This is a genomic window from Acinetobacter sp. CWB-B33 (genome assembly GCF_039655955.1).
Taxonomy (GTDB): domain Bacteria; phylum Pseudomonadota; class Gammaproteobacteria; order Pseudomonadales; family Moraxellaceae; genus Acinetobacter; species Acinetobacter bouvetii.
The window spans coordinates 80,631-106,260 of the sequence record NZ_JAGFEU010000003.1; the positions used below are offsets into that span (position 1 = coordinate 80,631).

25 protein-coding genes are annotated in these 25,630 nt (G+C 45.7%); 17 read left to right on the forward strand and 8 right to left on the reverse strand.

Translation table 11 applies throughout. The annotated features are described in order from the left end of the window. Nucleotides 1–139 precede the first annotated feature (139 nt). Entirely contained in the window at nt 140–706 is a 567-nt protein-coding gene (locus tag JZ784_RS09740) for an NAD(P)H-dependent oxidoreductase (protein WP_346314741.1), read from the forward strand. Between the two features lie 112 nt (nt 707–818). On the opposite strand, the gene JZ784_RS09745 is transcribed toward JZ784_RS09740, so the two are convergent. After that, nucleotides 819–1,730 carry an alpha/beta hydrolase gene (locus JZ784_RS09745; protein WP_346314742.1) on the reverse strand — a complete coding sequence of 304 codons (912 nt, stop codon included), beginning with the start codon at nt 1,728–1,730 and terminating at the stop codon, nt 819–821. 155 nt (nt 1,731–1,885) lie between these two features. Here JZ784_RS09745 and JZ784_RS09750 point away from each other — a divergent pair, with 155 nt between their 5' ends. Continuing rightward, the gene (locus JZ784_RS09750) at nt 1,886–2,323 is read left to right on the forward strand and encodes a DUF2147 domain-containing protein (protein ID WP_005006692.1); all 438 of its coding nucleotides are present in this window, start codon (nt 1,886–1,888) and stop codon (nt 2,321–2,323) included. Between the two features lie 130 nt (nt 2,324–2,453). Here JZ784_RS09750 and JZ784_RS09755 read toward each other — a convergent pair whose 3' ends face one another. Together JZ784_RS09755 and JZ784_RS09760 are read right to left on the reverse strand one after the other, a co-directional pair. Beyond that, nucleotides 2,454–2,801: a Spx/MgsR family RNA polymerase-binding regulatory protein gene (locus tag JZ784_RS09755; RefSeq protein ID WP_346314743.1), complete on the reverse strand. Its 348-nt coding sequence runs from the start codon at nt 2,799–2,801 to the stop codon at nt 2,454–2,456. 603 nt (nt 2,802–3,404) lie between these two features. After that, on the reverse strand, nt 3,405–4,223 hold the full coding sequence (locus JZ784_RS09760) for an exodeoxyribonuclease III (protein WP_346314744.1): 819 nt from the start codon (nt 4,221–4,223) through the stop codon (nt 3,405–3,407). Nucleotides 4,224–4,262: 39 nt separating this feature from the next. On the opposite strand from JZ784_RS09760, the gene pyrE reads away from it, so the two are divergent. Together pyrE and JZ784_RS09770 are read left to right on the forward strand one after the other, a co-directional pair. Continuing rightward, entirely contained in the window at nt 4,263–4,913 is a 651-nt protein-coding gene (gene pyrE / locus JZ784_RS09765; RefSeq protein ID WP_346314745.1) for an orotate phosphoribosyltransferase, read from the forward strand. 75 nt (nt 4,914–4,988) lie between these two features. Then, nucleotides 4,989–5,480, forward strand: a complete 492-nt coding sequence (locus JZ784_RS09770) for a hypothetical protein (protein ID WP_346314746.1) — start codon at nt 4,989–4,991, stop codon at nt 5,478–5,480. A gap of 307 nt (nt 5,481–5,787) precedes the next feature. Here the strand turns inward: JZ784_RS09770 and JZ784_RS09775 are convergent, their stop codons facing one another. After that, complete coding sequence (locus JZ784_RS09775; protein WP_346314747.1) at nt 5,788–6,429, reverse strand: hypothetical protein; 642 nt, start codon at nt 6,427–6,429, stop codon at nt 5,788–5,790. A 76-nt stretch (nt 6,430–6,505) separates the two neighbouring features. Between JZ784_RS09775 and JZ784_RS09780 the strand changes: the two genes are divergently transcribed. The 3 genes from JZ784_RS09780 to JZ784_RS09790 are packed head-to-tail and all read left to right on the forward strand — an operon-like array spanning nt 6,506 to nt 8,247. Next, nucleotides 6,506–6,826 (forward strand): hypothetical protein, encoded by a 321-nt coding sequence (locus JZ784_RS09780; RefSeq protein ID WP_346314748.1) that lies wholly within the window; start codon nt 6,506–6,508, stop codon nt 6,824–6,826. After that, nucleotides 6,802–7,809 carry a hypothetical protein gene (locus tag JZ784_RS09785; protein WP_346314749.1) on the forward strand — a complete coding sequence of 336 codons (1,008 nt, stop codon included), beginning with the start codon at nt 6,802–6,804 and terminating at the stop codon, nt 7,807–7,809. Before JZ784_RS09780 ends, JZ784_RS09785 begins: the two co-directional genes overlap by 25 nt. Before the next feature lie 3 nt (nt 7,810–7,812). Further along, a complete protein-coding gene (locus tag JZ784_RS09790; RefSeq protein WP_005006707.1) occupies nt 7,813–8,247 on the forward strand; it encodes a hypothetical protein in 435 nt (144 codons plus the stop codon). Nucleotides 8,248–8,665: 418 nt separating this feature from the next. Here JZ784_RS09790 and JZ784_RS09795 read toward each other — a convergent pair whose 3' ends face one another. From JZ784_RS09795 to JZ784_RS09805, 3 genes are all read right to left on the reverse strand, one after another. Continuing rightward, complete coding sequence (locus JZ784_RS09795) at nt 8,666–9,805, reverse strand: catalase family protein (RefSeq protein ID WP_346314750.1); 1,140 nt, start codon at nt 9,803–9,805, stop codon at nt 8,666–8,668. A 183-nt stretch (nt 9,806–9,988) separates the two neighbouring features. After that, on the reverse strand, nt 9,989–10,186 hold the full coding sequence (locus JZ784_RS09800) for a DUF3565 domain-containing protein (RefSeq protein ID WP_346314751.1): 198 nt from the start codon (nt 10,184–10,186) through the stop codon (nt 9,989–9,991). Nucleotides 10,187–10,264: 78 nt separating this feature from the next. Further along, nucleotides 10,265–11,698, reverse strand: a complete 1,434-nt coding sequence (locus tag JZ784_RS09805) for a hypothetical protein (RefSeq protein WP_346314752.1) — start codon at nt 11,696–11,698, stop codon at nt 10,265–10,267. 189 nt (nt 11,699–11,887) lie between these two features. On the opposite strand from JZ784_RS09805, the gene gshB reads away from it, so the two are divergent. The 8 genes from gshB (at nt 11,888) to lpxC (ending at nt 21,259) form a co-directional block, all read left to right on the forward strand. After that, on the forward strand, nt 11,888–12,832 hold the full coding sequence (gene gshB, locus JZ784_RS09810) for a glutathione synthase (RefSeq protein WP_005006718.1): 945 nt from the start codon (nt 11,888–11,890) through the stop codon (nt 12,830–12,832). Between the two features lie 301 nt (nt 12,833–13,133). Next, complete coding sequence (gene murG / locus JZ784_RS09815) at nt 13,134–14,231, forward strand: undecaprenyldiphospho-muramoylpentapeptide beta-N-acetylglucosaminyltransferase (RefSeq protein ID WP_346314753.1); 1,098 nt, start codon at nt 13,134–13,136, stop codon at nt 14,229–14,231. A gap of 12 nt (nt 14,232–14,243) precedes the next feature. Further along, nucleotides 14,244–15,692 carry a UDP-N-acetylmuramate--L-alanine ligase gene (murC, locus tag JZ784_RS09820; protein WP_346314754.1) on the forward strand — a complete coding sequence of 483 codons (1,449 nt, stop codon included), beginning with the start codon at nt 14,244–14,246 and terminating at the stop codon, nt 15,690–15,692. 61 nt (nt 15,693–15,753) lie between these two features. Next, nucleotides 15,754–16,683: a D-alanine--D-alanine ligase gene (locus tag JZ784_RS09825; protein WP_005006723.1), complete on the forward strand. Its 930-nt coding sequence runs from the start codon at nt 15,754–15,756 to the stop codon at nt 16,681–16,683. A 3-nt stretch (nt 16,684–16,686) separates the two neighbouring features. Next, nucleotides 16,687–17,541: a cell division protein FtsQ/DivIB gene (locus JZ784_RS09830; RefSeq protein ID WP_346314755.1), complete on the forward strand. Its 855-nt coding sequence runs from the start codon at nt 16,687–16,689 to the stop codon at nt 17,539–17,541. Between the two features lie 73 nt (nt 17,542–17,614). Next, a complete protein-coding gene (gene ftsA / locus JZ784_RS09835; protein ID WP_005006731.1) occupies nt 17,615–18,877 on the forward strand; it encodes a cell division protein FtsA in 1,263 nt (420 codons plus the stop codon). Between the two features lie 157 nt (nt 18,878–19,034). Further along, the gene (ftsZ, locus tag JZ784_RS09840; RefSeq protein ID WP_346314756.1) at nt 19,035–20,231 is read left to right on the forward strand and encodes a cell division protein FtsZ; all 1,197 of its coding nucleotides are present in this window, start codon (nt 19,035–19,037) and stop codon (nt 20,229–20,231) included. Between the two features lie 125 nt (nt 20,232–20,356). After that, nucleotides 20,357–21,259, forward strand: coding sequence for a UDP-3-O-acyl-N-acetylglucosamine deacetylase (gene lpxC, locus JZ784_RS09845; RefSeq protein WP_346314757.1), 903 nt, complete (start codon nt 20,357–20,359; stop codon nt 21,257–21,259). 96 nt (nt 21,260–21,355) lie between these two features. Here the strand turns inward: lpxC and JZ784_RS09850 are convergent, their stop codons facing one another. Beyond that, on the reverse strand, nt 21,356–21,796 hold the full coding sequence (locus JZ784_RS09850) for a DciA family protein (protein ID WP_219190321.1): 441 nt from the start codon (nt 21,794–21,796) through the stop codon (nt 21,356–21,358). Between the two features lie 109 nt (nt 21,797–21,905). Between JZ784_RS09850 and JZ784_RS09855 the strand changes: the two genes are divergently transcribed. Together JZ784_RS09855 and aceE are read left to right on the forward strand one after the other, a co-directional pair. After that, nucleotides 21,906–22,595 (forward strand): M23 family metallopeptidase, encoded by a 690-nt coding sequence (locus JZ784_RS09855; RefSeq protein ID WP_005006737.1) that lies wholly within the window; start codon nt 21,906–21,908, stop codon nt 22,593–22,595. A 332-nt stretch (nt 22,596–22,927) separates the two neighbouring features. Beyond that, a complete protein-coding gene (gene aceE, locus JZ784_RS09860; RefSeq protein ID WP_130144361.1) occupies nt 22,928–25,630 on the forward strand; it encodes a pyruvate dehydrogenase (acetyl-transferring), homodimeric type in 2,703 nt (900 codons plus the stop codon).

A 25,630-nucleotide genomic window follows, 5' to 3' on the forward strand; every position in this document is an offset into this window, starting at 1 on the left:
TTTTTACTCTCCAGTCGTGAGGGTGAACATTAATAACCGTTCTAAATGTGAGACGGTGTGTCTTGATGCTGATGATTATCTCATTCATGATTTTTTGTAAACTGCACCTAATCAAGAAATTTAAGAAACAGGGTTAATCATGAAAGTTCTGCATATCGATTCCAGCATCATGGGTGATGCTTCTGTATCCCGCCAGCTGAGCCAAGCTATTGTTGCGCAGCTGAAAGAAAAGCATGCAGATGCGCAAGTGGATTATTTAGATTTGGCGCAGCAGCCGATTCCGCATTTAACTGCTGAAATCCTGATGGGTAAAGATGCCGAACAGGCGGCTTTGGGCGAACAGATTATTCAGCAGTATTTAGATGCGGATGTCGTTGTGGTCGGCGCGGCCATGTATAACTTTGGCTTGTCTTCCGCGCTGAAAGCATGGATTGATCGCATCAGTGTGGCAGGCAAAACATTTAAATATACTGAAAATGGCCCTGTGGGCTTAGCGGGCGGTAAAAAAGCCTATATCGCCAGCAGCCGCGGCGGTGTTTATGGGGAAAACAGCCCCGTTGATTTTCAGGAAGGCATGCTGAAAACGGTATTTGGCTTTACTGGCGTCAATGATGTTGAAATTATCCGCGCAGAAGGGGTCAACATGGGTGCGGAGCTCAAAGACAAAGCCATGGCGGATGCAATGGCTGAAATCCAAGCAATTTAACGTATTTCCTCGGCTGAAGCCTCTCCCTTCAATGGATTCAGCATTTGTATGGTCAGCCTCGGCTGACCATTTTTTTTTGCCAGGCAGTCCAGCTCTTCAGCCAGCGGCTGGCTTAATCGCGGTCTAGGCGGTGGGCAAAGTCCGACAGATCGGCCAAAGCGCGCTGGCCTTCTTCAAACCATGCGCTGAACATCTGAAAGTTGTGCCACATGCCTGTGTAAATTTTAAATTCAACATTCACACCGGCCTCATCCGCTTTGTCTTTAAAGCGCTGCGCATCATCCAGCAAAATCTCTTTAGAACCCGCTTGCACATGGATCGGCGGCAATCCAGCCAACTTTGCAAAAAATGGCGAAACACAGGGATCTGCGCGGTCGACTGATTTCGGCAAATAATAGTCAATGCCGGCTTCCAGCGCTTCAATACTCAGCAGGGCATCATGCTTGCGGTTAAAGCGCAGCGACTCGCTGCTTAAGGTTAAATCCAAAAACGGCGACATTAAAATCAGCCCGCTGACTTGCGGCAACGCGTCTTTCTGAATCCGAAGCGCCAGCGCCAAAGCCAGATTGGCGCCGCAGGAATCGCCCGACAGGATAATATCTTTCGCCTGTATGCCTTGATCCAGCAGCTGGCAATACACATCAAACAGCGCCTCCAGCGCTTCAGGATACTGATGCTCCGGAGACAGCGGATAATCCAGATGCAGCACCTGCATCTGCGTGCGCGCCGCCACTTGGGTCAAGAACGCGCGGTGGGTATTCATGGAGCCCAGGAAAAAAGCGCCGCCGTGAATATGGAAAATCAGCTGGGTGGATTCATTTTGCGGTTTGAGTTCTTCGGCGCGGAGGCCTGCCAGGCGCAGCGGGCGGATGCGGATATCCGGATTTTGCGGAATGATCCGGCAAAGCTGCTCCAGCGCAAAACGCATTGTGCTGGGCGGTAAGTTCAACTGGCTTGGCGCGCGGATCGCCGTCTTGAGAAAGCGTTCTGTAAATAATTGTTTAGTCAGCGGGGATATTTTCATATTGTTTCCATCTTTTTATCTTTTTTGGCCAGTGTTTGCTTATTTACCAACACAAGTTACAAGGTTACACTAAATGGTCACATTCAAAAATTGCAAATTTGTTGTGAGTTTTTAATAATTAAGCTGTCTATACCAGACCAGGGAAATAAACAAAAATGAAAAAAATTGCGCTAGCATTGGGATTGCTCGGGTTAACTGTATTTGCAAACGCTGCAGACCCTTTAAATGGCACATCTTGGAAAACGATTGACGATAAAACCAAGCAGCCGAAAGCCATTGTGAAATTTACTGAACAAAAGAATGGAACATTGACTGCCAGCATTCAAAACATTTTGACCAAAGGTGAAGAAAATGCCTGCACAAAATGCGAAGGCCCGTACCATAACAAGTCTCTGAAAGGCTTGCGTATTGTCAGCGGCTTGAAAAATGCCGGCGGCGGCAGCTATGAAGACGGCACGATTTTAGATCCGCAATCAGGTAAAACTTACCGCCTGAAAGGCCAGATTGCAGACGGCGGCAAAAAGCTTGAGCTTCGCGGCTTCATTGGGGTAGCTGTGCTGGGGCGCAACCAAACCTGGATTCGCGCAAACTGATAGCCGCTGTGGCTTTGATGCCCGCCTAGGGCGCTGAGCCAGAGGGCGGCTCAGGCTCTGAATAGGCATAAAGAAACCAGCTGGTTACAGCTGGTTTTTTTATGCCTTGTGACTAAGGATAAAACAAGGCTTACTTTAAATTGCGGTAGGCTTGCTCATCAAAACCGACAATCAGGCCTTGTTCTGTCTGCAGCACAGGACGTTTAATCATGCTGCTGTGCGCAGTCAAAGTTTCAATCAAATTTTCCTCGCTGGCAAGGGCTGCCTGCTGTTCGGCCTCATTCAGCTTTTTCCATGTGGTGCCTTTCTTATTTAAAATAAGGTCTGCGCCTTTGGCATCCAGCCATGCTTTGACGGTTGCCGCATCAATCGCCTGCTTTTTATAGTCATGAAATTCATAGGCAAGCCCCAATTCATTCAGCAGGTCGAAGGCTTTTTTCATGGTGCTGCAGTTTTTGATGCCGTAAATCTTAAGCATTGGGATACATCCTAAAAAATAAATCATGCAATGCCCCACAGATTAACCAAAAATGCCGGAAAGCTCTATCTTCTGCATCCGCCTTTTCATGATTTAAAAATGGATAGCGCGGACGGAAAGGCTGTCATGAAATGGACATGTAGAGGCTTTAGACTATGCTTTAAGAACAATAATCCAAGAGCATGGCAGGGGAATCTCCCGCATGATAATAACAAAACTGTAAAATGAGACGAAGCGCATTGAATGCACAGCGCAGAAGATCAAAATGAAAAGGATAAACAAAAAAAGCTGTGCGGATCTTTACTGAGCGGAAGATTGAGAATGCAGGGGCCGGAAAAGAGAAAACCCGCATTTAATCATCCTGATCATGCGGGTCTCAGTACAACGTCCATTGTCACATCCTTGAAAAACAAACCCAATCATGAGCTTATTTCTGCTTTCTTCCTACGGCGTCCTATCCCTTCGTGTCATCCTGACAAGTCCCTGTGCCGTGCGACAATAATGCACTGAATTGAATGTCAGTAAAATCTGCTAAAACGGCAGGGCTTGTGCGAAATCGTCGTTAATTAAGTAAACAGTTGTTTACTGAATTGGACAGAAGATTTAAAGTTTATAGTCGATAATCACGGGCGCATGATCGCTGAACCATTCATCTTTAAACACCCAGGCATTGACGGTGCGGTCTTTCCAGTCCGGTGAGCAGGCGTGGTAATCAATACGCCAGCCCACGTTTTTGGCGCGCGCCTGCCCGCGGTTGGACCACCACGAGTACAGCTCAGCTTCTTTGCGCACTTCACGGAAGGTATCGACATAGCCCAAATCATCATAAATATGATCCAGCCATGCGCGTTCGTGCGGCAGGCAGCCGGAAGATTTCTGGTTGCCGGACCAGTTTTTAATATCGATGCGTTTATGCACGATATTGTAGTCGCCGCAAACAATGATGGATTTATCCTCATCGCGCCACCGCTTCAGAATTTGTCCATATTCTTCCAGAAAGTGATCTTTGCGCGCCTGCGCTTCATCGCCTGAAGAGCCGGACGGCAAATACAGCGAGCAGATGTGTACCGATTTTTCGAGGCCTAAATCAAATTCAGCGGCAATGAAACGCCCTTGCGAATCAGCCAGTTCAAAACCCAAACCGTCAGTCACGGAAAGGAAAGGCAAGCGGCTGTAGATGGCTGTGCCCGCATAACCTGCGCGTTCTGCAGGGAACAGGTGGGTATGCCAGCCTTCCGGTTTGAATTTATCCGTCCACTGCGCATGAGTAATGCGGCTTTCCTGCATGCAGATCACGTCGGCATCAGACTGTTCAAGCCATTCCAGCAAGCCTTTGGTCACAGAAGAGCGTAAGCCGTTGACGTTAATTGAAACCACTCTTAGAATTTTTTGATCACTTGGATAGCTAGTCTTTGGTATCATGCTCAGGTTTAACCTCAACTTAGAAAAATGGAGCACCCCATGACAGCGCAAGCGGCATTTAACCCACAGGCTTTTATCGAACTCGCCTTATCACGCGGTGTGCTTAAATTTGGTGAGTTTACTTTAAAATCGGGCCGTGTGAGTCCTTATTTTTTCAATGCGGGCCTGCTGAATGACGGCGAAGCTTTATCATTGCTGGCTTCGGGCTATGCAGCAAAATTAACAGAATGCGATAACGTAGACGTTATTTTTGGCCCTGCATACAAAGGCATTCCATTTGTCGCAGCGGCTGCCGTGGCTTTATCGCAAAATCATGGCGTAAGTGTGCCATGGGGCTTTAACCGCAAAGAAGCTAAAGATCACGGCGAAGGCGGTGTACTGGTTGGCGCATCGGTTGCGGGCAAAAAAGTCTGGATTATTGATGATGTGATTACGGCGGGTACAGCCATCCGTGAAGTCGTGACGATTCTGAAAAATGCCGGCGCGCAAATCGCAGGTGTTCTGGTGGCGCTGGACCGTCAGGAAAAGGGGCAGGGTAATTTGTCTGCGATTCAGGAAGTGCAAAAAGAATTAGAAATTCCTGTGCATGCGTTAATTACCATGAAAGATTTGATGACTTTCTTGGATGCTAAAGGCGAAACTGAAGCTTTGGCGAAAATGGAAGCGTACCGTGTGAAGTATGGTATTTAATAGTTAATACAGGATATTGATTTTTAATAAAGCTCTATCCATGATAGGGCTTTATTTTTATCCATAAGAAAAACAATGAAACACTGGTTATACAGCATCGCACCAACAATAATCATTATTGTTCTAATTGTGCATTTGGATTCATTCTTAGGGCTCTTGCATTTATGGGCTTTAGTACTCTTTGTGATTGTTGCTTTAGCGAGTTATTACATCCCATATAAACTGATTGAAGGGGAAGATCGCTCAAGTTTTTACGCATTCCTTTGTTGCTTTTTTGTGTTGTTCTGTGCTTTTAAGTTAGATCAACATCATCGGTTGGGATTAAAAAAATATACGCAAGAGATTTGCGGCGTTGTCGCTAATCGAATGGATGATGATTTACCTCGCATACTATGGCGGAAAAGTCCTCATCTTTATCAATTTGATATTTTGGCAGGTGAACAAGGGATAGTGCACTTTAGAAAGAGAAGTCATGCGCCTCGAAATGGGGAAACTGTATGTGTGCAATATGTAGATGGTAGACGCTCTTGGTTATATGCGGAGCATATGATTTCTCGTATTAATTGATGAGTTGCAAAAATTGAATGAAAAAATGAAAGTCTACCGTGTGAAATACGGCATTTAATTTTTCGTAATTAAAAAAGGCAGCAATAGCTGCCTTTTTTATCATTTGTTGAAAGCACAATGATTGAATCAAACTAATGAAAAATGTGGATCAGTCGTTGACTAATAGGCGTGGAGCGTGAAGAATCATTAAAAAAAAGCCAAGGATGATTATTTTAGATTTTTTATTTAATGTAAGGTTATGAATTAAATAAATAATTTAAAATATTTCGTATGGCGCGTATTATGCTAATTTTAGAAAAACTAACAATCAATTGCTTATAGTTCTTATAAAACTTTGCCCAGTTTTTTTATCTTGAATAAATAAATCAAAGGATGATGTTATAGAGTTATCTATACGCTTTTGTCTTGTATAAAAAAATTTTAATAACTCCGTGTGATAATTATAAAAATCCTCAAAATTTAAGAAATTTCCTGCTTTTCTCAAAGAATTTACAAATAATTGATAAATCGGGTCGTCAGGCGTTCCTTCAAAAAGAGAAAAATGTGCATACATAGGATTAATTACTTCATATTCAATATAATTTTTTTGAATTGATAGATGAATAACTTCTACTTTTCCTAACGTAAATAGAGAAAAGAAGGCTGTTCCTGTTGCATGCTGTACAGGTTTACCATCACTTAAATACATAGCTCTTGCTACTTGAGCTACCTGTAAAAAATCCCAATTGTTCTGTTTCGCATAAATCTCTAATACCTCATGAAAGTAATACATCAGTAAAACATCACCTGAAACAGTGATTGCGCCATATTCCCAATACTTAATTTTCTTATAGTCATCCACAAGCGTTCTTGCAGGCAAGCCTGTAAAAGGTTCGCACTCTATAGTCAGCCGATGATCACCAGTAAGAATAATGTAATCATTGAGATTTATGGCAACGGTCAATGTCATATTGTGATGGAGTTTTCAAAGAATAGAATTGTATAATCAAACCATAAAATAAAAATTATTAAAAAGGTTGAACCCTATGGGTGGAAAATTTGAAGTAAAAGCAGGTCAACATCAATTTAAATCAGGTGAACAAGTTGTGAGCCATATTCCTATATTGCCAGTATTCCAGAATGGTTTATTTAATTTGAGCGTACAGCTTACTGATGGAGAAAATATTCCTCATAAAAACAAAGCATACTTTGCTGTAACTGAATCAGGAAAAATGATTGAAGGTATTACAGATGATAAGGGGTATACATCACCAATTTATACAGAAAAAGAAGAAAATATTAGTTTTCATCTAATTGATAAATATACATATGAAGAAGAACCATGTCAAAATCTTACGCAAGATTAAAAATTAAAGAAAGTAAGAATGTTTTAAATTTTGATAAATTCAGCTTTATAGCTACATTTGTCACAAGTAGTGGACGAGTTGGAATTACAAGCAAACTTCCCATACAAGCTAATGGTTTGGGAGCTGAGGTTTATTATAATTTAAAAAAAAATGAAGATCCTACAAAATCAACAGTTTCTTTTAAAATATTCCTTCCTTCGGGCACGGAATACAATTCAAATGTTCCAATTCATGGTAAGGCTTATACAAAAGAACAAGGTTCTAGTCCAATAATTACTGAACATGACCTAAAACTTTTCCAAAATAAAACGAAAGAAGAAGATAAATATAAAATTCAACACAGAATTACGCCTACAACTTACCCTGTACCTGAAGGATTAAGAATGGTCGCATACCTTAGAAATGAAATTAAAACCGCAGGAAGTAAAAATAGCATAGATCCTCAAATTGTTGCATCCATTGTATTTGAAGAAAAAATGCATGGAGTTTGGGCTTACAGAAAAAATCTTCTATCCTTTTATCGTAATTTAGGAGAAATTTTTCCTCACAACAGTTATGGCTTTGGAGAGATGCAAGTTGGTTTAGCTGCTGACTTAATGAAGATTGATAAACGTAACCCCAATTGGCTTGATGAAGTATTTGTTGTTATTTGCACAGATGCAACCATTGCTATGGACTTAGTCGCTAAAAATGTAATCCGAGGTGGAAAAATTCTAGGAAGAAAGTTAACACTTCAAGAATCAACTGTTTTTTACAATGCAGGGGAAAAAGCTCTTAATAGTTGGATAAAAGGAGAGATTCCAAAAGCTCGTTTGAGTACAGCAGTTTATGCACGTTCATGGAAATGGCAGGAAGCAATAAAGCTTGCTTTAGGAGGTGATGTTATTGCTATACCTGACGGTTGTGAGGGCACTTGCAGGGCTGATCCTGAGCGACAAGTTGAAACGTGGAAATTCGACCCATCTTTACGATTGAGTTTATAAAATATGATTAGGCCGTTAGCGGTACTCGCTTTATTTTTGTCAGGTATAGCAGGGTATACCATAGATAAATTTGGACAGGATTTATGTATATATGAATATATATCAATGAATTCTGTCACTTATTTTAAGGAATTAAATGGTGTTTCTGCCAATGATCCATCCATGTTAGGAATGTGTGGATTGGTATCCATAGTTTTCTCTGTAGTATTAATTTTCATAAAAAATAAATACATTTATTCTAGCTTGGCATTTTTTTTAATCGTAATAGAATTAATATTATTGGGTATGCTGGAAACAGCATCCTATAAAGAAATTATTTATGATTCGATCACTAAGTGCTTAAATTTTTCTGTTCTTGGATGGGTTGTTCTTCAAGCAATATTCATTATTTTTAGTAGTTTCTATGTTGTAAAAAATGAAAAATCTAACGCTATTTAATATAATGGGCATTATACGAAATTAACCAAAACAAAACCATATAAATCAATAATTTAATTATTTTTCATAATCTCAAAAAATACCCAAAAGCTGACTTGGAAACAAGTCGGCTTTTTATTAAGCGAATTTGTGACTTTTAGCCAATAAGTGTGATCAAAAAACATTTAAATTTTGGGGTGAAAAATAGTCAGTTTCGTACGCCCTGGCGTACATGGATTCAAGCGCTTTGCGTCTACTCCATACCATAGTAATTGCTTATGATGAGGACATAGAGAGCAGGATGCTCCAGAAGAATAACAATAAAGATCAGCACAGGGATGAGTCAGGTACGACAGGAGTTATACCGAAGCATCAAATACGAAAAACCCCGACAGGATGTCGGGGTTTTTTTATGCGTGAAAATGAAGGGCAATGCGCATTAATGCGGTTCTGATCGACTGGTGGAATTCATTTCATGCCTTACTTGACTGATACGGTCGTAAATGACTTTACGCATACGGTTTATTGCGCCAAGCGGTTGATGTTCCAGCCGTGCATGCCAAGGGCTAAACGAAAGATTTTCACAAAATTTATTTTGCTCAGGGGTATCAAAAATTTGCTGAGGAATGCGAATGGTCGCCACTGTGTAAAAAGGCGCTAGGCTTTCTTTCCATTCGGTCATGGAGTCTTCAATAGACATGGCATTTGAGGTTCTAGGCTGTACTAGAAACTCCATACAGCTATCCGCTTTTTGCAAATCACTGCGCATTGCTTCTCTGAGGAAATTAGGGTGAGGTGCATGCGGCATAGGCGTTGTAAGCGCGGAGCAGGCCCGGGCAGAATATTTGACGGCCTGCCGGTCAGGGTCTGTCCCTAACTGATAGGGCACCATCGACCAGTATCGTGTTTGCAGCGGATTTGAAATTTTGCTCCTAGAATTGAAGGCAATCCAAGTGCCTTTTATCCCTAAGGCAAAAGGAATATGAAGTTTTTTTAAAACTCCACTGCCATTGATATCCTGCATGAACGAGATATACCGATCGGGATCATTCACAAAAAAAACGGGATGATTAATCATAATGAAATCTTGTGTAGATGCTTCATCTGGCAAAAGCTTTTTTCCAGGCACGCTTAATAGTTTGATGGCCATGCCTCGGGCATCGCTTTTGATGTCTGCCTGTGTTGCGTCACGAGATCCATTTGAGAAACGAATCCATGCTTGATAGGTTTTTCCTGGAACAAATATGCCTTGAGCCAGATTTTTAGGCAGTGTTTCATTGATTTTGAATTCAGCGCGGACACAGCCATGCGCTTTCGGGTGAGCATCCCGCAGGGCTAAGCCTGTGGAATATTGTTTCCGAATGGATGCTGCAATGATGTCTGCAATTTCTTCCGCTTTGACGGTTTCATTGGGAGATAGGCGCTCACCTAAGCGGTGATCAATACTGGGATAAACCGTATTGTTCGGTGTATGAAGTGCGGCAAGTGGCGTATTTGCATGCACTGCCGTACACATGCTGGCAGCCATTAGCGTATGGAGTAGCGGATTTAGGCGCATGGGCCGTATCAGGTGCGGCATTGATCGCCTCCTTGCCTAAGGCTTGCATTCATTTTAGTTTTGATGAGGCAGTATTGCTTAAACATATTATTTAAGACACATTATAACGGGATGATCTGTGATGTTTCTTATTCACTCTTTATTGTTTGAAATAAAATGTAATTTTATTCGGAGTTGAAAAAGCTGCCTTTCCTATAAACCGTTCTATAGCAAACTGTGCGCTTCACATTTCTTGCACTCCAGCATCACCCCTAACTTTTCTTTTCGCCCATGCTCCGTCAAAACCCAAGGCCGGTTCTGCCAAGGCGGATCATGCCGCACATGCTGCGTGTGGCCGCAGGCTAAAATGGCGTACCAGTGATTTTCATCATCCAAAGCAAAATCAATAATGGCTTGCTGCATAGCCAATCCCTATACAAAGATCATATGAGATGAAAGGGCATCAAGCCCATATCATCAGCATAATGGTTTTCAAAATTATCATCTTGAACAATCTGGGCTAGATCCATAGCAATTGCCGGACTTCATTTCATAAATGGTGGAATGCCCCGGATTTCCCTTCGGCCGCGGTACACCTTGCGGCACAAAGAAGGTCACCGAATGAGCGCCGTATAAACCCGCAGGAATGGCCATTTCTCTTAAAACGACATAGGCGCTGTCAAAATGCACATAGTCCATGCCTGTACCCGAGGAAGCTGATCCGCCGACCACAGGCGGGGTATAAATGTTGCGCGCTTTATTATAGGACGCTTTCCACGCATCTATATCTGCACGCGTGGCAGGGCGAAGCAAACCTTTCGATACTGCATCCTGTATGCCAGCTGGGCCAGCCAAAGGTGCATTTGGATCAATCACGTCTTTGATGGAACGTTCCTGTGATGAACTCAGCTGCGTATCTGCACTGATATTGCCGATATTGGCGCGCCCATTTTGAGCAATCACAACCGCTTGAATATCACGTTGCAAAATACGCTGCGAAAGCTGATTCATTTCTGCGGCATTGTCATCCGATACATAGCTGTAGCCGCACTGCGAATTTTTATAAGAGCTTTCTAAAACAGGGATGGATTTTGGCAGGCCAATCACACGCTGTGCGTGATAGCCCGTTGCAATGACACCAACGATTTTGGTGTTGCTTTCCCATTTAATCTTCCAAATGGTCGGCTCATAGGCACCTAAAATCAACACCACAGGACGGTTGTGCTGAACCTGGATGTCCATTTCGGTCGCTTGGTGGCCGCTATCGTCAATTTGATAATTGGTTTCCTTGCCTGAGTAAGCGCCTGTAGCAAATACATCAAATTGAGCGGGGAGCTGAGTCTTAAATTTGGTGCAATCATTTTGGATTGGCGGCGTATACCTCGAATTTTGTCGTTGCTGACGTTGTGCTGCCACAGAAGACAGCAGGGCGGTTCTTAACAGGTCGGAGTGATCAGGCGCTTCTTGTCGATATAAACAGTCTTTTGGACGAAATTTGTCGGCTAAGTCTGAGAAACATTGCCATGTTGTGATGGGCTGTCCCGCATAGATTTGCGGCTGAAAGTACAGATGATGACCCGCCAGTGAAGCAGGGATGCTGTCATGGTTCTGCAGCTCTGCAGACAGCTGCACTTGCTCAAAACGAAACACAATACCGTCTTTTGCTTCCAAGTTGGCAACGACTTCTCTTTGAATCTGTGAAGACTGGCGCAGCAGCTGCATCACTTGCTGTGAACTCTCCTGAGTGTGTGACAAATACAGCTGATTCACTTGCGAAACGAATTGTTGTTTTTGCTGTTCAATATGCTTTAACACTTGATGATTTTGATATTTCTCAAAGCCAAGTGTTCCAGCAAAGCCTAAGCCGACAAAGGCGCAGCTTCCCAGTACACCGGCCATGACCCCAGATTTAAATGTTCGATGATGATTTGGCATTTTTATACATTTTTTTTTCATTTATTCGTGCTTAAAATACAGCAAAGTTTTGAAAATAAATACAATACAGTCTTTAAATAAGCCACTTATCCAAGCCTGATTCAAAGATAAGCATCACAAAAAATCAGAAAACATCAGCACTAATCTCCGCTATACTTTTCAGCAATCAAATTTATATGAGCGTTCCAGATGCGTGTACTTGTTGTGATGGATCCCATCGAAAATGTAAACCTGAAAAAAGATACCTCAATGGCCATGCTGTGGGCAGCTGCACGCCGCGGCCATGAGTTGGGCTATGCATTGCAGCAAGATTTGTATATTGATCAAGGCAAAGCCTTTGGCTTAATTGCGCCGTTAAAAGTCTTTGAGGATTACAATCACTATTACGAATTAGGCGATAAGAAAAAAGAGTCGATTGCAGACTACGATGTGGTTTTAATGCGTAAAGATCCGCCGTTTGACATGAATTTCGTTTACACCACCTACATTTTGGAACAGGCGGAGCGCGAAGGCGCATGGATTATCAACAAGCCGCAAAGCCTGCGTGACTGCAACGAAAAACTTTTTGCGACGCAGTTTCCAGAGCTGCAGGTTCCGACTTTGGTGACATCGCAAGACAGTTTGATTCGTGAATTTCTGAAAGAGCATGTTGATGTCATTGTCAAACCGCTCGACGGCATGGGCGGAACGGGCATTTTCCGCTTATATCAGGACGGCATCAATATTGGCTCAACCATTGAAATGCTGACCGATAATGGGACACGGCCGATTATGGCGCAGCGCTACATTCCAGAAATTGTGGAAGGCGATAAGCGGATTTTGATGGTGAATGGCGAGCCTGTGCCGTACTGCCTGGCGCGTATTCCGCAAAATGGCGAAGTGCGCGGCAACCTGGCAGCAGGCGGCCTAGGCGAAGCGCGCCCATTGACTGATAATGATAAAGCCATTGCGGCCAAAGTCGGGCCATTCCTGCGTGAAAAAGGACTGGTGTTTGTCGGTTTGGATGTGATTGGCAATTACGTGACGGAAATTAATGTCACCAGCCCAACCTGCGTGCGTGAAATCGATGCGCAATTCGGCACGTCCATTGCGGATGATTTATTTGATGTCCTTGAAGCAGGTTTAAAAGCTTAATTTTGCACTAGATTTAAAAGAGCCCTTTAAGGGCTCTTTTTTTTATAATATAGGGAGAGGGGAGTTTAAAAACTCCAAGAACTGTAAGTGAATGCAATTAAAGTGAAAAATTGTCTGATTTTTTTTCAATTCTCATAGATTAATAATAAAACTAGTTTAAACTTTTAAAATAGTAGAAAAAAACAATCATACGCCTGTTGAAAAAAAGTAAATTACCTTTCGCGGTCATGCGTTTGTGATTACAATTGTTTGCTTAAAATCGAATATCCTTAGCCTCTTTTTAGAATTGAAGAATTAGACAGTGACCGAAGTAACGCAAGTAAAGCCGAAACATGTCATGATGATGGCTGCCGGAACCGGTGGTCACGTCTTTCCAGCGCTCGCTGTTGCCAAAGAGTTGCAACAACAAGGCTGTGAAGTTTCTTGGCTCGCAACGCCAACAGGCATGGAAAATCGCCTGCTTAAAAATCATAATATTCCAATTTATCAAATTGATATTCAAGGCGTGCGCGGCAATGGCATGGTGCGCAAAATATTGGCGCCTTTTAAAATTTTAAAAGCTACGCTTAGCGCCATGCGCTATATGAAGCAGCTGAACGTTGATGCTGTTGCCGGCTTTGGCGGCTATGTCGCAGGCCCTGGCGGCCTGGCTGCCCGCGCTTTAGGCATTCCAGTGCTGATTCATGAACAGAATGCGATTGCAGGTTTTACCAATACGCAGCTGTCGCGGATTGCAAAAATAGTCTGTGAAGCCTTTCCGCATACTTTTCCTGCACAGCAGAAAGTGGTCACTACGGGCAACCCTGTGCGTAAAGAAATTACCGAAATTTTAAACCCGTCTTGGCGCTATCAAGAGCGTGAAAAAGCGGGCCAGCCGCTGCGGGTTTTAATTGTTGGCGGTTCCTTAGGCGCGCGCGCATTGAATGAGTGTGTTCCAGAAGCCTTGAAACAGCTGAATGTGCCGCTGAATGTCTTTCATCAATGCGGTCAAAACAATGCGGAAGCCACTCAAGCGCGCTATGCTGATGCGCCGGATACGCTGAAAGCGGAAGTTGCGCCATTTATTGAAGATATGGCGCAAGCCTATTCTGATGCTGATTTAATTATTTGCCGTGCAGGCGCGCTGACCGTCACGGAAATTGCGACTGCAGGCCTGGCAGCGGTTTTTGTTCCATTGCCTAGCGCAGTGGATGATCACCAGACTGCAAATGCCAAATTCCTGGCGGATATTCATGCTGCGAAAATTTGCCCGCAAGCGGAAATGACGCCAGAAAGCTTAACAGCGCTGCTGCAGCCGCTGATGAACCGCCAGCTGTTACAGGAAATGGCGGTGAAAGCGCGCCGGCAGGCACAGCCAGATGCAGCACAGCATGTGGTTCGTTTAATTCAAGAATTGTAAACCGAGTAATTTATGTCTCCTTCAACTCCTGCTGAGCAAGCGAAAAAGTTAATTAAAGTGCCAGAAATGCGCCGCATCAAACACATTCATTTTGTGGGGATTGGCGGCGCTGGCATGTGCGGTATTGCAGAAGTCTTGAAGAACCAAGGCTATAAAGTATCGGGTTCAGACATCAAGGCATCAAAAACGACTGCTCAGCTGGAAGAAAACGGCATTCAGGTCTATATCGGACATGCGGCTGAAAATATTCAAGGCGCCAGCGTTTTGGTGGTGTCGACTGCCATTGATCCAGAAAACCCTGAAATCAAAGCCGCCATTGAAACCCGCGTGCCTGTTGTGCGCCGTGCAGAAATGCTGGGCGAATTGATGCGCTACCGCCATGGGATTGCAGTGGCCGGCACACACGGCAAAACCACAACGACCAGCCTTGTAACATGCATGCTGGCGGAAGAAAATCTTGATCCCACCTATGTGATTGGCGGTTTGCTGAACCGTACAGGCGTCAATGCTGCCTTGGGTGCAAGCCGCTTTATTGTTGCGGAAGCTGATGAGTCAGATGCCTCGTTCCTGCATCTGCAGCCCATGGCTGCGATTGTGACCAATATCGATGCGGACCATATGGATACCTATGGCGGCAGTTTCGATGTTCTAAAAGATACTTTTGTGCAGTTCCTGCAAAAGCTTCCGTTCTATGGCTTGGCTGTGGTTTGCGGTGATGACGCCAATATCCGTGAAATCATGCCGCGCATTGGCCGTCCGCTGCTGACTTACGGTTTCAATGAAGATAATGATATCCGCGCAGTGGATGTTGAACATGAGGGCATGCAGTCACACTTTACTGTATTGCGCAAAGACCGCGAGCCATTGCGTGTCACCATCAATATGCCGGGCGCGCACAACATTCTGAACTCACTGGCGGCGATTGGCATTGCAACGGATGAAGGGGTTTCAGATGCCGCGATTTCACGCGCTTTAGAAGGCTTCAGCGGTGTAGGGCGCCGTTTTCAGGTGCAAGGTCAATTTGCGCTTGAAGATGGTGATGTGAAGCTGGTAGATGACTATGGCCACCATCCGAAAGAAGTGGAAGCGACCATTAAAGCGGCCCGCGCCAGCCATCCTGAGCGCCGTCTGGTGATGCTTTTCCAGCCGCACCGTTTCAGCCGGACCCGCGACTGTTTTGATGATTTTGTTGATGTATTGTCACAAGTTGATCAATTGCTGCTGCTGGAAGTTTATTCTGCAGGTGAGAAGCCGATAGTTGGCGCTGACAGCCGTGCGCTGGCGCGCAGCATCCGCCTGCGCGGCGAAGTTGAGCCGACTCTGATAGACCCGGTAGAAGGCAATCTTCAGAATGTGATGAAAAAAGTGCTGCAGCCGGGTGACTTGTTATTAACGCAGGGCGCAGGTAATGTGGGAGCTATCTCTATCGAGCTGGCTCAAAACAGCCTATATTTAAAATAAGCATCCCGTTTGGATGTGATTTTTGATTTGATCGACCAGTTTAAAGTTTAAGGATATAAACGTGTCAAATGCTTCAAAGTTCGGCAAAGTTGCCGTGTTGCTTGGTGGTAAATCCGCTGAGCGTGGGGTTTCTCTAGATAGCGGTACAGCAGTACTTGAGGCATTGGTCCGCTCGGGGGTTGACGCGGAAGGCTTTGACCCGCAAGAGCGCAGTGTGACGGAACTGGTCGGCTATGACCGCGCATTCATTGTGCTGCATGGCCGCGGCGGTGAAGACGGTCAAATTCAAGGCGTGCTGGAGTGGCTGAATATTCCGTATACGGGCACGGGTGTTCAAGGCTCTGCAATCGGCATGGATAAGGTGAAAACCAAGCAAGTCTGGCAAGGTTCAGAATTGCCGACTGCGCCGTACCGCATTGTCAGCAAAGATTCAGATTTAAACGAAATTGTCGGCAGCATTGGCCTGCCGTTCATCATCAAGCCTGTGCATGAAGGCTCAAGCATCGGCATGAGCAAAGTTGAAAAAATTGAAGATTTTGCCGAAGCCATTGCGAAAGCGGCAGTGCACGATGCTGTGGTGATGGCTGAAAAATGGATCACGGGCCGTGAATTTACCATTGTAATTCTGAACGGCCAGGCATTGCCGGTGATCCGTTTAGAACCGCCGAAAGATGTGGCATTCTATGACTATGAAGCAAAATACAACCGCAATGACGTGCAGTACGGTATTCCATGCGGTTTGACTGAAGATGAAGAAAAGCGCCTGCAGGCTTTATGCCTGCGCGCATTCCAGGCAGTCGGCGCCAGCGGCTGGGGCCGAATTGACGCCATGCAGGATGAAAATGGCAATTTCTGGCTGCTGGAAGTCAACACCGTGCCGGGCATGACCAGCCATTCTTTAGTGCCGAAAGCGGCCAAAGCTGTAGGTTTGGATTTTGATCAATTGTGTGTGGCTATTTTAGAGCAGACACTGAATGGTGCGGTTCACTAAGACATGGCTCAACTCCCTGCATCAATGCGCCGCAAGCGGGCTGCAGTCACCTCGATTCACGACAAGCCTCCGACCCGTAAAGAGAAGCTTGCGAATGCGGGCGGCTGGCTTTTGATGCTGGTGGCGGCAGCCGTGCTGGCGGCAGGGATTTTCGGGCTGTACAAAGTGATGACAGATGCGCAAGTCGCATCGCTGGATGTGGTGGGCGCCCGCTCTGATGCAGAGCGCAGGCAGGTGCTGACGCATGTTGCGCCGATGATGACGGAAAATTATTTCACCTCAGATTTGAAAACCATACGCGATCGCGCCTTGGAGATGTCCTGGATAGATCGTGTTGTTGTATCCCGCGCCTGGCCAAATGCCATTCGTGTGCGCGTGATGCCGCGCAATGCAATCGCGCGTTGGGGAACAGGGCGGCTGCTGAGCGACAGCGGCGATGTGTTCACTGAAGTGACGCCGCGGAATTATCAGAATTTGCCGCTGCTGCATGGGCCGGTGACGCATTCAAAAATGATGATGCGCCGCTACAATGAAATTAACCAGTTATTCCTTCCAGTCGGCATTCGATTAAAAGAATTATATTTAACAGAACGCATGACTTGGTTTATGCAGTTTGATTCTGGCCTGCGCATTATTGTCGATCAGGATCAAACCATGAGTAAGCTTCAACGCTTGAGTCATCTGGCAACTGCAGATTTAAAGCCGGTATGGTCTAATATCTCAGCAATCGACTTGCGCTATCGCAACGGTTTGGCAATTCAGTGGAAAAACGCTGCGCCGCCGAAAATAGCAAATGGCCGCTTTGTTGTAACGATTAATGACACAGGCATTGCGGACGGAATAGCCGTAAAGCCATAATGTTTGGCTTATACGTATACGCAGAGGCTTCGCGCCATAAATTAAACACACATGTGAATGGTAGTAGTAAATAATGAATGAAGCTGTTCCCTCGGTTGTTGCGATTGACATTGGGACACATAAAGTTTCAGTTTTGATTGGTAAAGTTCATGCGCCGGATAATATCCAGGTGATTGGCATGGCGACCGCTCGTAACCGAGGCATGAATAAAGGCAAAATTGTCAGTCTCGATAAGGTTATTACCGCAATTAAAAATGCAGTGCAGGAAGCGGAAGATATGGCGGAGTGCCGTGTGCATTCTGCCTGGATTTCCATTCCTAGCGCTGAGTTGAAAAGTTTTTATGCCTCTGGGCGCACGCCTGTAGAAAATACGGACCATACGATAACAACCAATGAAGTGGTGCGTGCATTAGAGCTGGCCAAAGCCAGCCATTTAACATCAGATCATTACCTGGTCAGCGCTGTGCCGCTGGGTTTTGAACTGGATGATGCGCCGGAATGGGTATTGAATCCGATCCGCATGTCAGCGCACAGCATGACAGGGCACTATCATTTGATGATGCTGCCGATCAGCACCATGCAGAACCTGGACCGCGCATTGAAAGGCGCCAATATTGGCGTTGAGCGCATGGTAATTTCCAGTTTGGCGACAGCGGAAGCCAGCCTGCTGAAAGATGAGCGCGAATATGGCGTCTGCTTGCTGGATATCGGTGCAGGCACCACGAATGTTGCGGTATATTTAGATGGCCGCTTGGCGATGACGCATACTTTGCAGCGCGGCGGTGAGCATGTCACCCGTGATATCGCAGCGGTGCTGCAAACCACGACAGAAGAAGCCGAACGCATTAAGCTGCTGTATGGCTGTGTCGACCTGAAAGTGGTTAAGCCAGATCATATGATTCAGTTTCAAGGCATTGATGGTCCTCAAACGATCAGCCGCATTGAGCTGACAGAAATCATTATTGCCCGCTACGATGAAATCCTGGGCTTGGTGCGTGACGTGCTGGAGCGTAATGGTGCGATACATGGTTTATACCATGGTGTTGTGCTGACGGGCGATGCAGGGCAAATTGAAGGCATGGTGAGCTTTGCGCGGAAAGCGCTGGGTGTGTCTGCGCATTTGGGCAATCCGCCGGTGCAGGTGCACGCGGAAGACCAGAATCAGGCTGCGCTGCGCCGTTCGCAATATGCAACGGCGGCGGGTTTGCTGATGTTCAGCCAGAGTGATACGCAAGATACCATTGTAGAGCAGGATGATTCTGAGCCGCTGTCAATGGCGCAGCGGGTCAAGCGCGCCTGGTCAGGCTTGAATGAAACATTGAAATCCATCTTTTAGGTGGAAATTTTTGGGAATATTGTTGGGAAGTTGTACGGAATATCGCTTGAACTTGACAAGCTCAGGCTGGAACCGCATTCTAAAAACAATTTTATTAAGATCAAGGCAGTATACGGGCTGATGTGACTGCCGATTAAGATTAGGAATTTTACAGGTCATGGCCTCATTTGAATTTTTAGAAGACGATCAAAGCGACAGCATTGGTCAAGCCCGTTTCACTGTCTTCGGTGTAGGCGGTGCAGGCGGAAACGCTGTGCAGCATATGCTGGAATCAGATATTCAGGGTGTAAAATTTGTCTGTGCAAATACAGACAAGCAAGCGCTGGACCGCATGAATGCGCAATTTAAAATCCAGCTGGGCGAGCAAGGCACGCGCGGTTTGGGTGCCGGCGCAAACCCGCAAGTCGGTCAGGCGGCGGCTGAAGAAAGCCGTGAGCTGATCCGTCAGCACTTGGAAGGCACAGACATGGTATTTGTGACTGCCGGCATGGGCGGCGGCACAGGCACAGGCGCAGCGCCAGTGGTTGCCGAAATTGCCAAAGAAATGGGCATTTTGACCGTTGGTGTGGTCACTACGCCGTTCAACTTTGAAGGCAAGCGCCGTCAGCAGTCTGCAGAGAAAGGCATTGAAGCTTTAGAGCAGCATGTGGACTCGCTGATTATCATTCCCAACCAGCGTTTGCTGAAAGTTTTCCGCGACATTTCAATGAAAGATGCTTATAAAAAAGCGGATGATGTTTTATTGAATGCGGTGCGCAGTATTTTTGATTTGGTGGTTCGTCCCGGCCATATCAACCTTGACTTTGCCGATTTGAAAACGGCAATGAGCACGCGCGGCTATGCGATGATGGGCGCGGGCAGCGGCCGCGGTGAAAACCGTGCGCGCCAAGCCGCTGAACAAGCGATCCGCAGCCCATTGCTGGATAACGTGACGATCATGAATGCGAAAGGCATCCTGATTAACGTGACAGGCGGCGATGATGTCACTTTCGGTGAAATCGAAGAAATTACCGATGTCGTGAACCAGATTGTCGATTTGGATGAAGGTCAAGTGTTCTACGGCACAGTGTTTGATCCGGATGCGCGTGATGAAATCAGTGTGACGGTTATTGCGACAGGCTTAACCCGCAACTCTGCAGATTCTGCGGAACCTGTGAAGCGCCCGAACGTACAGGCAGTCCGCCAGCAGTCTGCGGTGCAGAGTGCGGCTGATGAAGATGATGTTCCTGCAATTCAGCGTCAGCAGGCGGATGGAACGAATGGCATGCCAATACAGTCGGCTCCTGCAGTGTCCAGCCCGCGTCCAACGCCAATGAGCATTCAGGATTATTTAAAAAATCAGCAGCGTAAGTGATTAACAGTTCGTTGATTTTTAAGTTAAAAAAATAAAAAGGCAGCAGCAACGCTGCCTTTTTTGTTTTTTATCAATGGCTAAATATGCTAACGTATAGCGGTTTGATCTACCGATGAATGAAAAGCATGTTGAAACAGCGTACCCTGCAGCGCGTCGTGAAAGCGAGCGGAATTGGTCTACATAGTGGGCAAAAAGTTATGATTAACTTTGTGCCGCATCATGCAGACGGGGGAATCGTGTTTCGCCGTATCGATTTGGAGCCTCAAATTGAGATTCCTGCGGATGCCATGCTGATTCAGGAAGCATTCATGTGTTCAAATTTGGTTCAGGAAAATGCCAAAGTCGGCACGATTGAACACATCATGAGCGCGATTGCAGGCTTGGGCATTGATAACCTCATTATTGAAGTGTCTGCGTCGGAAGTGCCGATTATGGATGGCAGTGCCGGGCCATTTATCTATTTGCTGATGCAGGGCGGTTTGGCTGAGCAGGAAGCGCCAAAAAAATTCATTAAAATATTAAAGCCTGTCGGGGCCTTTATTGATGATAAAAAAGCAGTCTTCAGTCCGCATGAAGGCTTTCAGCTGAATTTCACTATTGATTTTGATCATCCTGCATTTAAGAAAGAAGACCAGTCAGCATCCATTGATTTCTCGACTGAAACTTTTGTCTATGAAGTGAGTGAAGCGCGTACTTTTGGCTTTATGAAAGATCTGGATTACTTGAAGTCGAATAATTTAGCGCTGGGTGCAAGCTTGGACAACGCGGTCGGATTAGATGATACCGGTGTGGTGAATGAAGAAGGCTTGCGCTTTGCGGATGAGTTTGTTCGTCACAAAATATTAGATGCCGTGGGTGATTTATATTTGCTGGGCCATCAAATTATCGCTAAATATGATGCCTATAAGTCAGGCCATGCTTTAAATAATCAGCTGCTGCGCAATGTCAAAAGTGATCCAAGCAGCTACGAAATTGTAACATTTGATGACATCAATCTTTGCCCAATTTCTTATGTCAGTGTGACATAAGTCCTTGTCTTTTAAATGTTGCGTTATAATATAACAAAATAAAATGCAAAGCAGGTCACATAATAATTTCAAAGGCCGTGCTCGATCCTGAGCCGGTTACTTTTTATTGCTTGCCAAACGCAGCATAGCTTGGCTAAGCTTAGGGTCGCTCACAAAGTCAGCAGCATTGCGCAGCATATCCTGTGTTTCTGGGCTAAGTGATTTGGGCGGTTTTTCAGGAGCCAGCGCCGTTTGAGATGGATGTCTTAAACGCACTTGGATCTTGTTTAATTCTTTCAATTCATGTATTTGTGAAAGCTGAGCAATGTATTGCTTTTGAAGATAGGCCAGCTGGCTCACCAGCGCTTGATTTTCACCAGTCAGCATCAGCACACCATTTTGATAACAAACGACTTGCCATTGCTCCGGCTGGGGCAATAAAGGTTGCACGAGTTTCGTCAGTTTCTGCCATGCGGCGACTTGCGATGAGAGAAACGAAAAGTTTCCTGTTTTTATGTGTTTTCTTGTTTGTTGAAAGACGTTCAGGGGTTCAGACATTCATATTTCCTTCATGTTTATGTCCTAATCTTATGCGCTTCTTTCAGTAGATATCAAGGAAGAGATCACTCAAGGAATTCGATTAAGAACAGTTTTAATGAGGTTTTTTATGCATTTGCGCCGTATTTTATTGGCATTTTCATTCGCCGCGTCAGCAGCATCAGTTGCATTCGCGGACTTGGTTGAGGTAACGCAGGACGGTTCAACAGACCGTATTGAGCAGTTAACCCGCACTTTGGCTCAAGGTGCTTATTCTGAATCCAGCGATATGGATATTCCCGCTGAAACAAAATTGAACGTGAAGCTGCGCGAAAAGAGCATTGAATTGAATAATGCCTCAATTGCGAAAAAATACGGTTCAAGCAGTTCAAAATCCTATTCTGCATCTTCAAATAATCCCTATTCTTGGCTGGTTGCGCATCCGCTTCCGGATTTGAAGCGGGTCAGTTCAGACTTTGGCGGCCGTACCATGGGCGGCCGTGCAGAAAACCATTCCGGTCTAGACATGTCAGCGCCGAGCGGTACGCCGATTTACGCGACTGGCCCAGGCATTGTCACGAAATCAGGCTGGGGTACAGGCTATGGCCAATATGTCGAAATTAACCACGGCAATGGCTATTTAACCCGTTATGCACATGCTTCACGCCTCATTGCGCGTGTGGGTGACCGCGTTGAAGCGGGCGAGCAAATTGCCAATGTTGGCTGTACAGGCCGTTGTACAGGCCCGCATTTGCACTACGAAGTTGTAAAAGATGGCCAGCGTAAAAATCCATCGACTTATTTGGCCATGCTGCCTTAATAAGCTGCTGCATTCATGATTCAGAAGCGCACAGCATTATAAAACCTAAAAAACTGTTTTACTTTAAAAGGCCATTGTTGGAGTTTCAGACTCGAACAGTGGCCTTTTACATTTCATCACTACACTTTTGACACTATCACTTTATAGAATAGGATTCGGTTAATATTTGCACTTTATTGGCTCTATTTTGATAATTTGTGTAAGTTATGGTCAATGTCTATTTATTTCCTAAATATTGGTCGATTGCCGTATTCATTTGCAGCCATAACTGAGCTGGATGAAAATATGATACATATAGAAGTATAAAATTAGGCTCACAGGATAGGTGAAATATGGCTTTCTACAGCGATACAGATGCGCAGGAAACCCAAGAATGGCAAGATGCATTCGATTCAGTTTTACAGCATATGGGAACGGAGCGGGCGGCTTTTCTGCTGGAAAAACTGTATCAGCGCGCAATCGCTAAGCATGTTCCTATTCAGCGTCTAAATACTCCTTACCGCAATACCATTTCAGTTGAAGAACAGCCGGCAATGCCCGGTGATCAGGATATGGAGCGCCGTATCCGCGCGCTGATCCGCTGGAATGCTTTGGCAATGGTGCTTCGCGCCAATAAAACCGGCGATGATTTAGGCGGCCACTTGGCCAGCTTTGCATCTTCGGCAACCTTATATGATGTCGGCTTTAACCACTTCTTCCGCGCCAACAGCAGCAGCTTCGGCGGCGACATGATTTATTACCAAGGCCACTGTGCGCCGGGTATTTATGCGCGTTCATTCCTTGAAGGCCGTTTAACCGAAGAGCATTTGAATAATTTCCGTCGTGAAGTCGGCGGCATTGGCTTGCCAAGCTACCCGCATCCATATTTGATGCCGGATTACTGGCAGTTCCCGACCGTATCAATGGGTCTCGGGCCAATTATGTCGATTTATCAGGCGCATATCCAAAAGTACCTGATGAACCGCGGCTTGATCAAAGAAGAAGACCGTAAAGTCTGGGCATATCTGGGCGATGGTGAAATGGATGAGCCGGAAAGCTTGGGCGCAATTTCACTGGCGGGCCGTGAAAAACTGGACAACTTGATTTGGGTGGTGAACTGCAACCTGCAGCGCCTGGATGGCCCAGTGCGCGGCAACGGTAAAATCATTCAGGAACTTGAGTCTTTATTCCGCGGCGCAGGCTGGCGTGTGATTAAAGTCGTTTGGGGCCGTCATTGGGACCCATTGCTGGCGAAGGATACGACTGGCGCGCTTCAGGCTGTGATGGAAGAAGCGGTCGATGGTGATTTCCAGCGTTATCAAGTGAAAGGCGGCGCATATACGCGTGAAAAATTCTTTGGCAAATATCCGGAAGCTGCGGAACTGGTCAAAGATTTAAGCGATGAAGATATTGATAATCTAAACCGCGGCGGCCATGACCCATACAAAGTTTTTGCGGCTTATGCGGAAGCATGCACAGCCAAAGGCCAGCCGACGGTAATTTTGGCGAAAACAGTCAAAGGCTACGGCCTGTCTGAAGAAATTGAAGCAGTCAATAAAACCCATCAAATTAAAAAGATGCAGCTTGAATCTTTGAAATATGTGCGTGACCGTTTCAATTTGCCATTTAACGATGAGCAGTTAGAAGAAGTGCCTTTCTACCGTCCAAGCGAAAACTCGCCTGAACTGAAATATATGAAAGCGCGCCGTGAAGCTTTAGGCGGTTACTTGCCTGCCCGCCGTAAAGAAAGTGAACAACTCGCTATTCCTGAATTATCTGTATTTGATGCAGTATTGAAAGGCAGCGGCGGCAAAGAGCAGTCAACCACCATGGTAATGGTGCGCTTAATCTCTGCATTATTGAAAGAGAAAGCCATTAAAGACCGCGTTGTGCCGATCGTTCCAGATGAAGCGCGTACTTTCGGTTTAGAAGGCATGTTCCGTCAGCTGGGTATTTATGCCGCGCATGGTCAAAAATATACCCCAGAAGACCAAGAACAGCTGATGCATTACCGTGAAGCCAAAGACGGCCACATGCTTCAGGAAGGCATTAACGAAGCGGGCGCGATGAGTGCTTGGGCGGCGCTGGCAACCAGTTATTCAACCAATAACCTGCCAATGATTCCGATGTACATGTATTACTCAATGTTCGGCTTCCAGCGTATCGGCGATATTGCATGGGCAGCGGGCGATGCGCAGGCGCAAGGCTTCCTATTGGGCGCTACAGCGGGACGTACCACATTGAACGGTGAAGGCCTGCAGCATCAGGACGGTCATTCGCACATTTTGGCCAATACCATTCCAAACTGCGTGTCTTATGACCCATGTTTCGGTTATGAATTGGCGGTCATTGTGCATGACGGCTTGCAGCGCATGTATGTCAATCAAGAGCGCGTGTTCTATTACCTAACGGTCATGAACGAAAACTATGAACACCCTGAAATGCCGCAAGGCGCTGAAGAAGGCATCAAGCGCGGTATGTATTTACTGCAGGAAGATGAAAAAGCCACGGTTCAGCTGATGGGTTCAGGCGTGATTCTGCGTGAAGTGATTAAAGCGGCGCAAATTCTGCGTGATGAATATCAAATTCACTCAAATGTATTCAGCGTAACCAGCTTCAATGAATTGGCGCGTGACGGCATGGCGTGCGAAGAATACAACCGCCTGCATCCAATGGCGGAAACGGCAAAAGAAGCGTGGATTTCACAGCAGCTTCGCGGCACCAGCGGAATTGTGGTATCGGCTACAGATCATATGCGCGCATACAGTGAACAGATCCGCGCTTATCTTCCAGACAACCGTCCATTCGTTGCCCTAGGTACAGATGGTTACGGCCGTTCGGATACGCGCGCGAATTTGCGCAGTTATTTCGGTGTTGATGCTGCGCACATTGTGGTGGCGACGCTGAAAAAATTGGCAGATGAAGGCGAAGTGGATGCGCGTTTAGTAAAAGATGCGATTTCCAGCTTTGAGTTAGATACAGACCGCCCAGTGGCGTGGCTGCCGCAAGCGCATCCGGAACTGCATGCAGTTGCTGACTACAAAGAGGAGAACTGA

Coding starts and splice junctions, on each gene's coding strand:
- pyrE (WP_346314745.1), top strand. CDS start 4,263: ATGACAGCGCAAGCGGCATTTAACCCACAGGCTTTTATCGAACTCGCC.
- JZ784_RS09740 (WP_346314741.1), top strand. CDS start 140: ATGAAAGTTCTGCATATCGATTCCAGCATCATGGGTGATGCTTCTGTA.
- JZ784_RS09805 (WP_346314752.1), bottom strand. CDS start 11,698: ATGCCAAATCATCATCGAACATTTAAATCTGGGGTCATGGCCGGTGTA.
- JZ784_RS09795 (WP_346314750.1), bottom strand. CDS start 9,805: ATGCCGCACCTGATACGGCCCATGCGCCTAAATCCGCTACTCCATACG.
- JZ784_RS09790 (WP_005006707.1), top strand. CDS start 7,813: ATGATTAGGCCGTTAGCGGTACTCGCTTTATTTTTGTCAGGTATAGCA.
- murC (WP_346314754.1), top strand. CDS start 14,244: ATGTCTCCTTCAACTCCTGCTGAGCAAGCGAAAAAGTTAATTAAAGTG.
- JZ784_RS09750 (WP_005006692.1), top strand. CDS start 1,886: ATGAAAAAAATTGCGCTAGCATTGGGATTGCTCGGGTTAACTGTATTT.
- ftsA (WP_005006731.1), top strand. CDS start 17,615: ATGAATGAAGCTGTTCCCTCGGTTGTTGCGATTGACATTGGGACACAT.
- gshB (WP_005006718.1), top strand. CDS start 11,888: ATGCGTGTACTTGTTGTGATGGATCCCATCGAAAATGTAAACCTGAAA.
- JZ784_RS09785 (WP_346314749.1), top strand. CDS start 6,802: ATGTCAAAATCTTACGCAAGATTAAAAATTAAAGAAAGTAAGAATGTT.
- JZ784_RS09760 (WP_346314744.1), bottom strand. CDS start 4,223: ATGATACCAAAGACTAGCTATCCAAGTGATCAAAAAATTCTAAGAGTG.
- JZ784_RS09855 (WP_005006737.1), top strand. CDS start 21,906: ATGCATTTGCGCCGTATTTTATTGGCATTTTCATTCGCCGCGTCAGCA.
- JZ784_RS09850 (WP_219190321.1), bottom strand. CDS start 21,796: ATGTCTGAACCCCTGAACGTCTTTCAACAAACAAGAAAACACATAAAA.
- JZ784_RS09800 (WP_346314751.1), bottom strand. CDS start 10,186: ATGCAGCAAGCCATTATTGATTTTGCTTTGGATGATGAAAATCACTGG.
- ftsZ (WP_346314756.1), top strand. CDS start 19,035: ATGGCCTCATTTGAATTTTTAGAAGACGATCAAAGCGACAGCATTGGT.
- JZ784_RS09755 (WP_346314743.1), bottom strand. CDS start 2,801: ATGCTTAAGATTTACGGCATCAAAAACTGCAGCACCATGAAAAAAGCC.
- JZ784_RS09775 (WP_346314747.1), bottom strand. CDS start 6,429: ATGACATTGACCGTTGCCATAAATCTCAATGATTACATTATTCTTACT.
- lpxC (WP_346314757.1), top strand. CDS start 20,357: ATGTTGAAACAGCGTACCCTGCAGCGCGTCGTGAAAGCGAGCGGAATT.
- JZ784_RS09745 (WP_346314742.1), bottom strand. CDS start 1,730: ATGAAAATATCCCCGCTGACTAAACAATTATTTACAGAACGCTTTCTC.
- aceE (WP_130144361.1), top strand. CDS start 22,928: ATGGCTTTCTACAGCGATACAGATGCGCAGGAAACCCAAGAATGGCAA.
- JZ784_RS09770 (WP_346314746.1), top strand. CDS start 4,989: ATGAAACACTGGTTATACAGCATCGCACCAACAATAATCATTATTGTT.
- JZ784_RS09830 (WP_346314755.1), top strand. CDS start 16,687: ATGGCTCAACTCCCTGCATCAATGCGCCGCAAGCGGGCTGCAGTCACC.
- JZ784_RS09780 (WP_346314748.1), top strand. CDS start 6,506: ATGGGTGGAAAATTTGAAGTAAAAGCAGGTCAACATCAATTTAAATCA.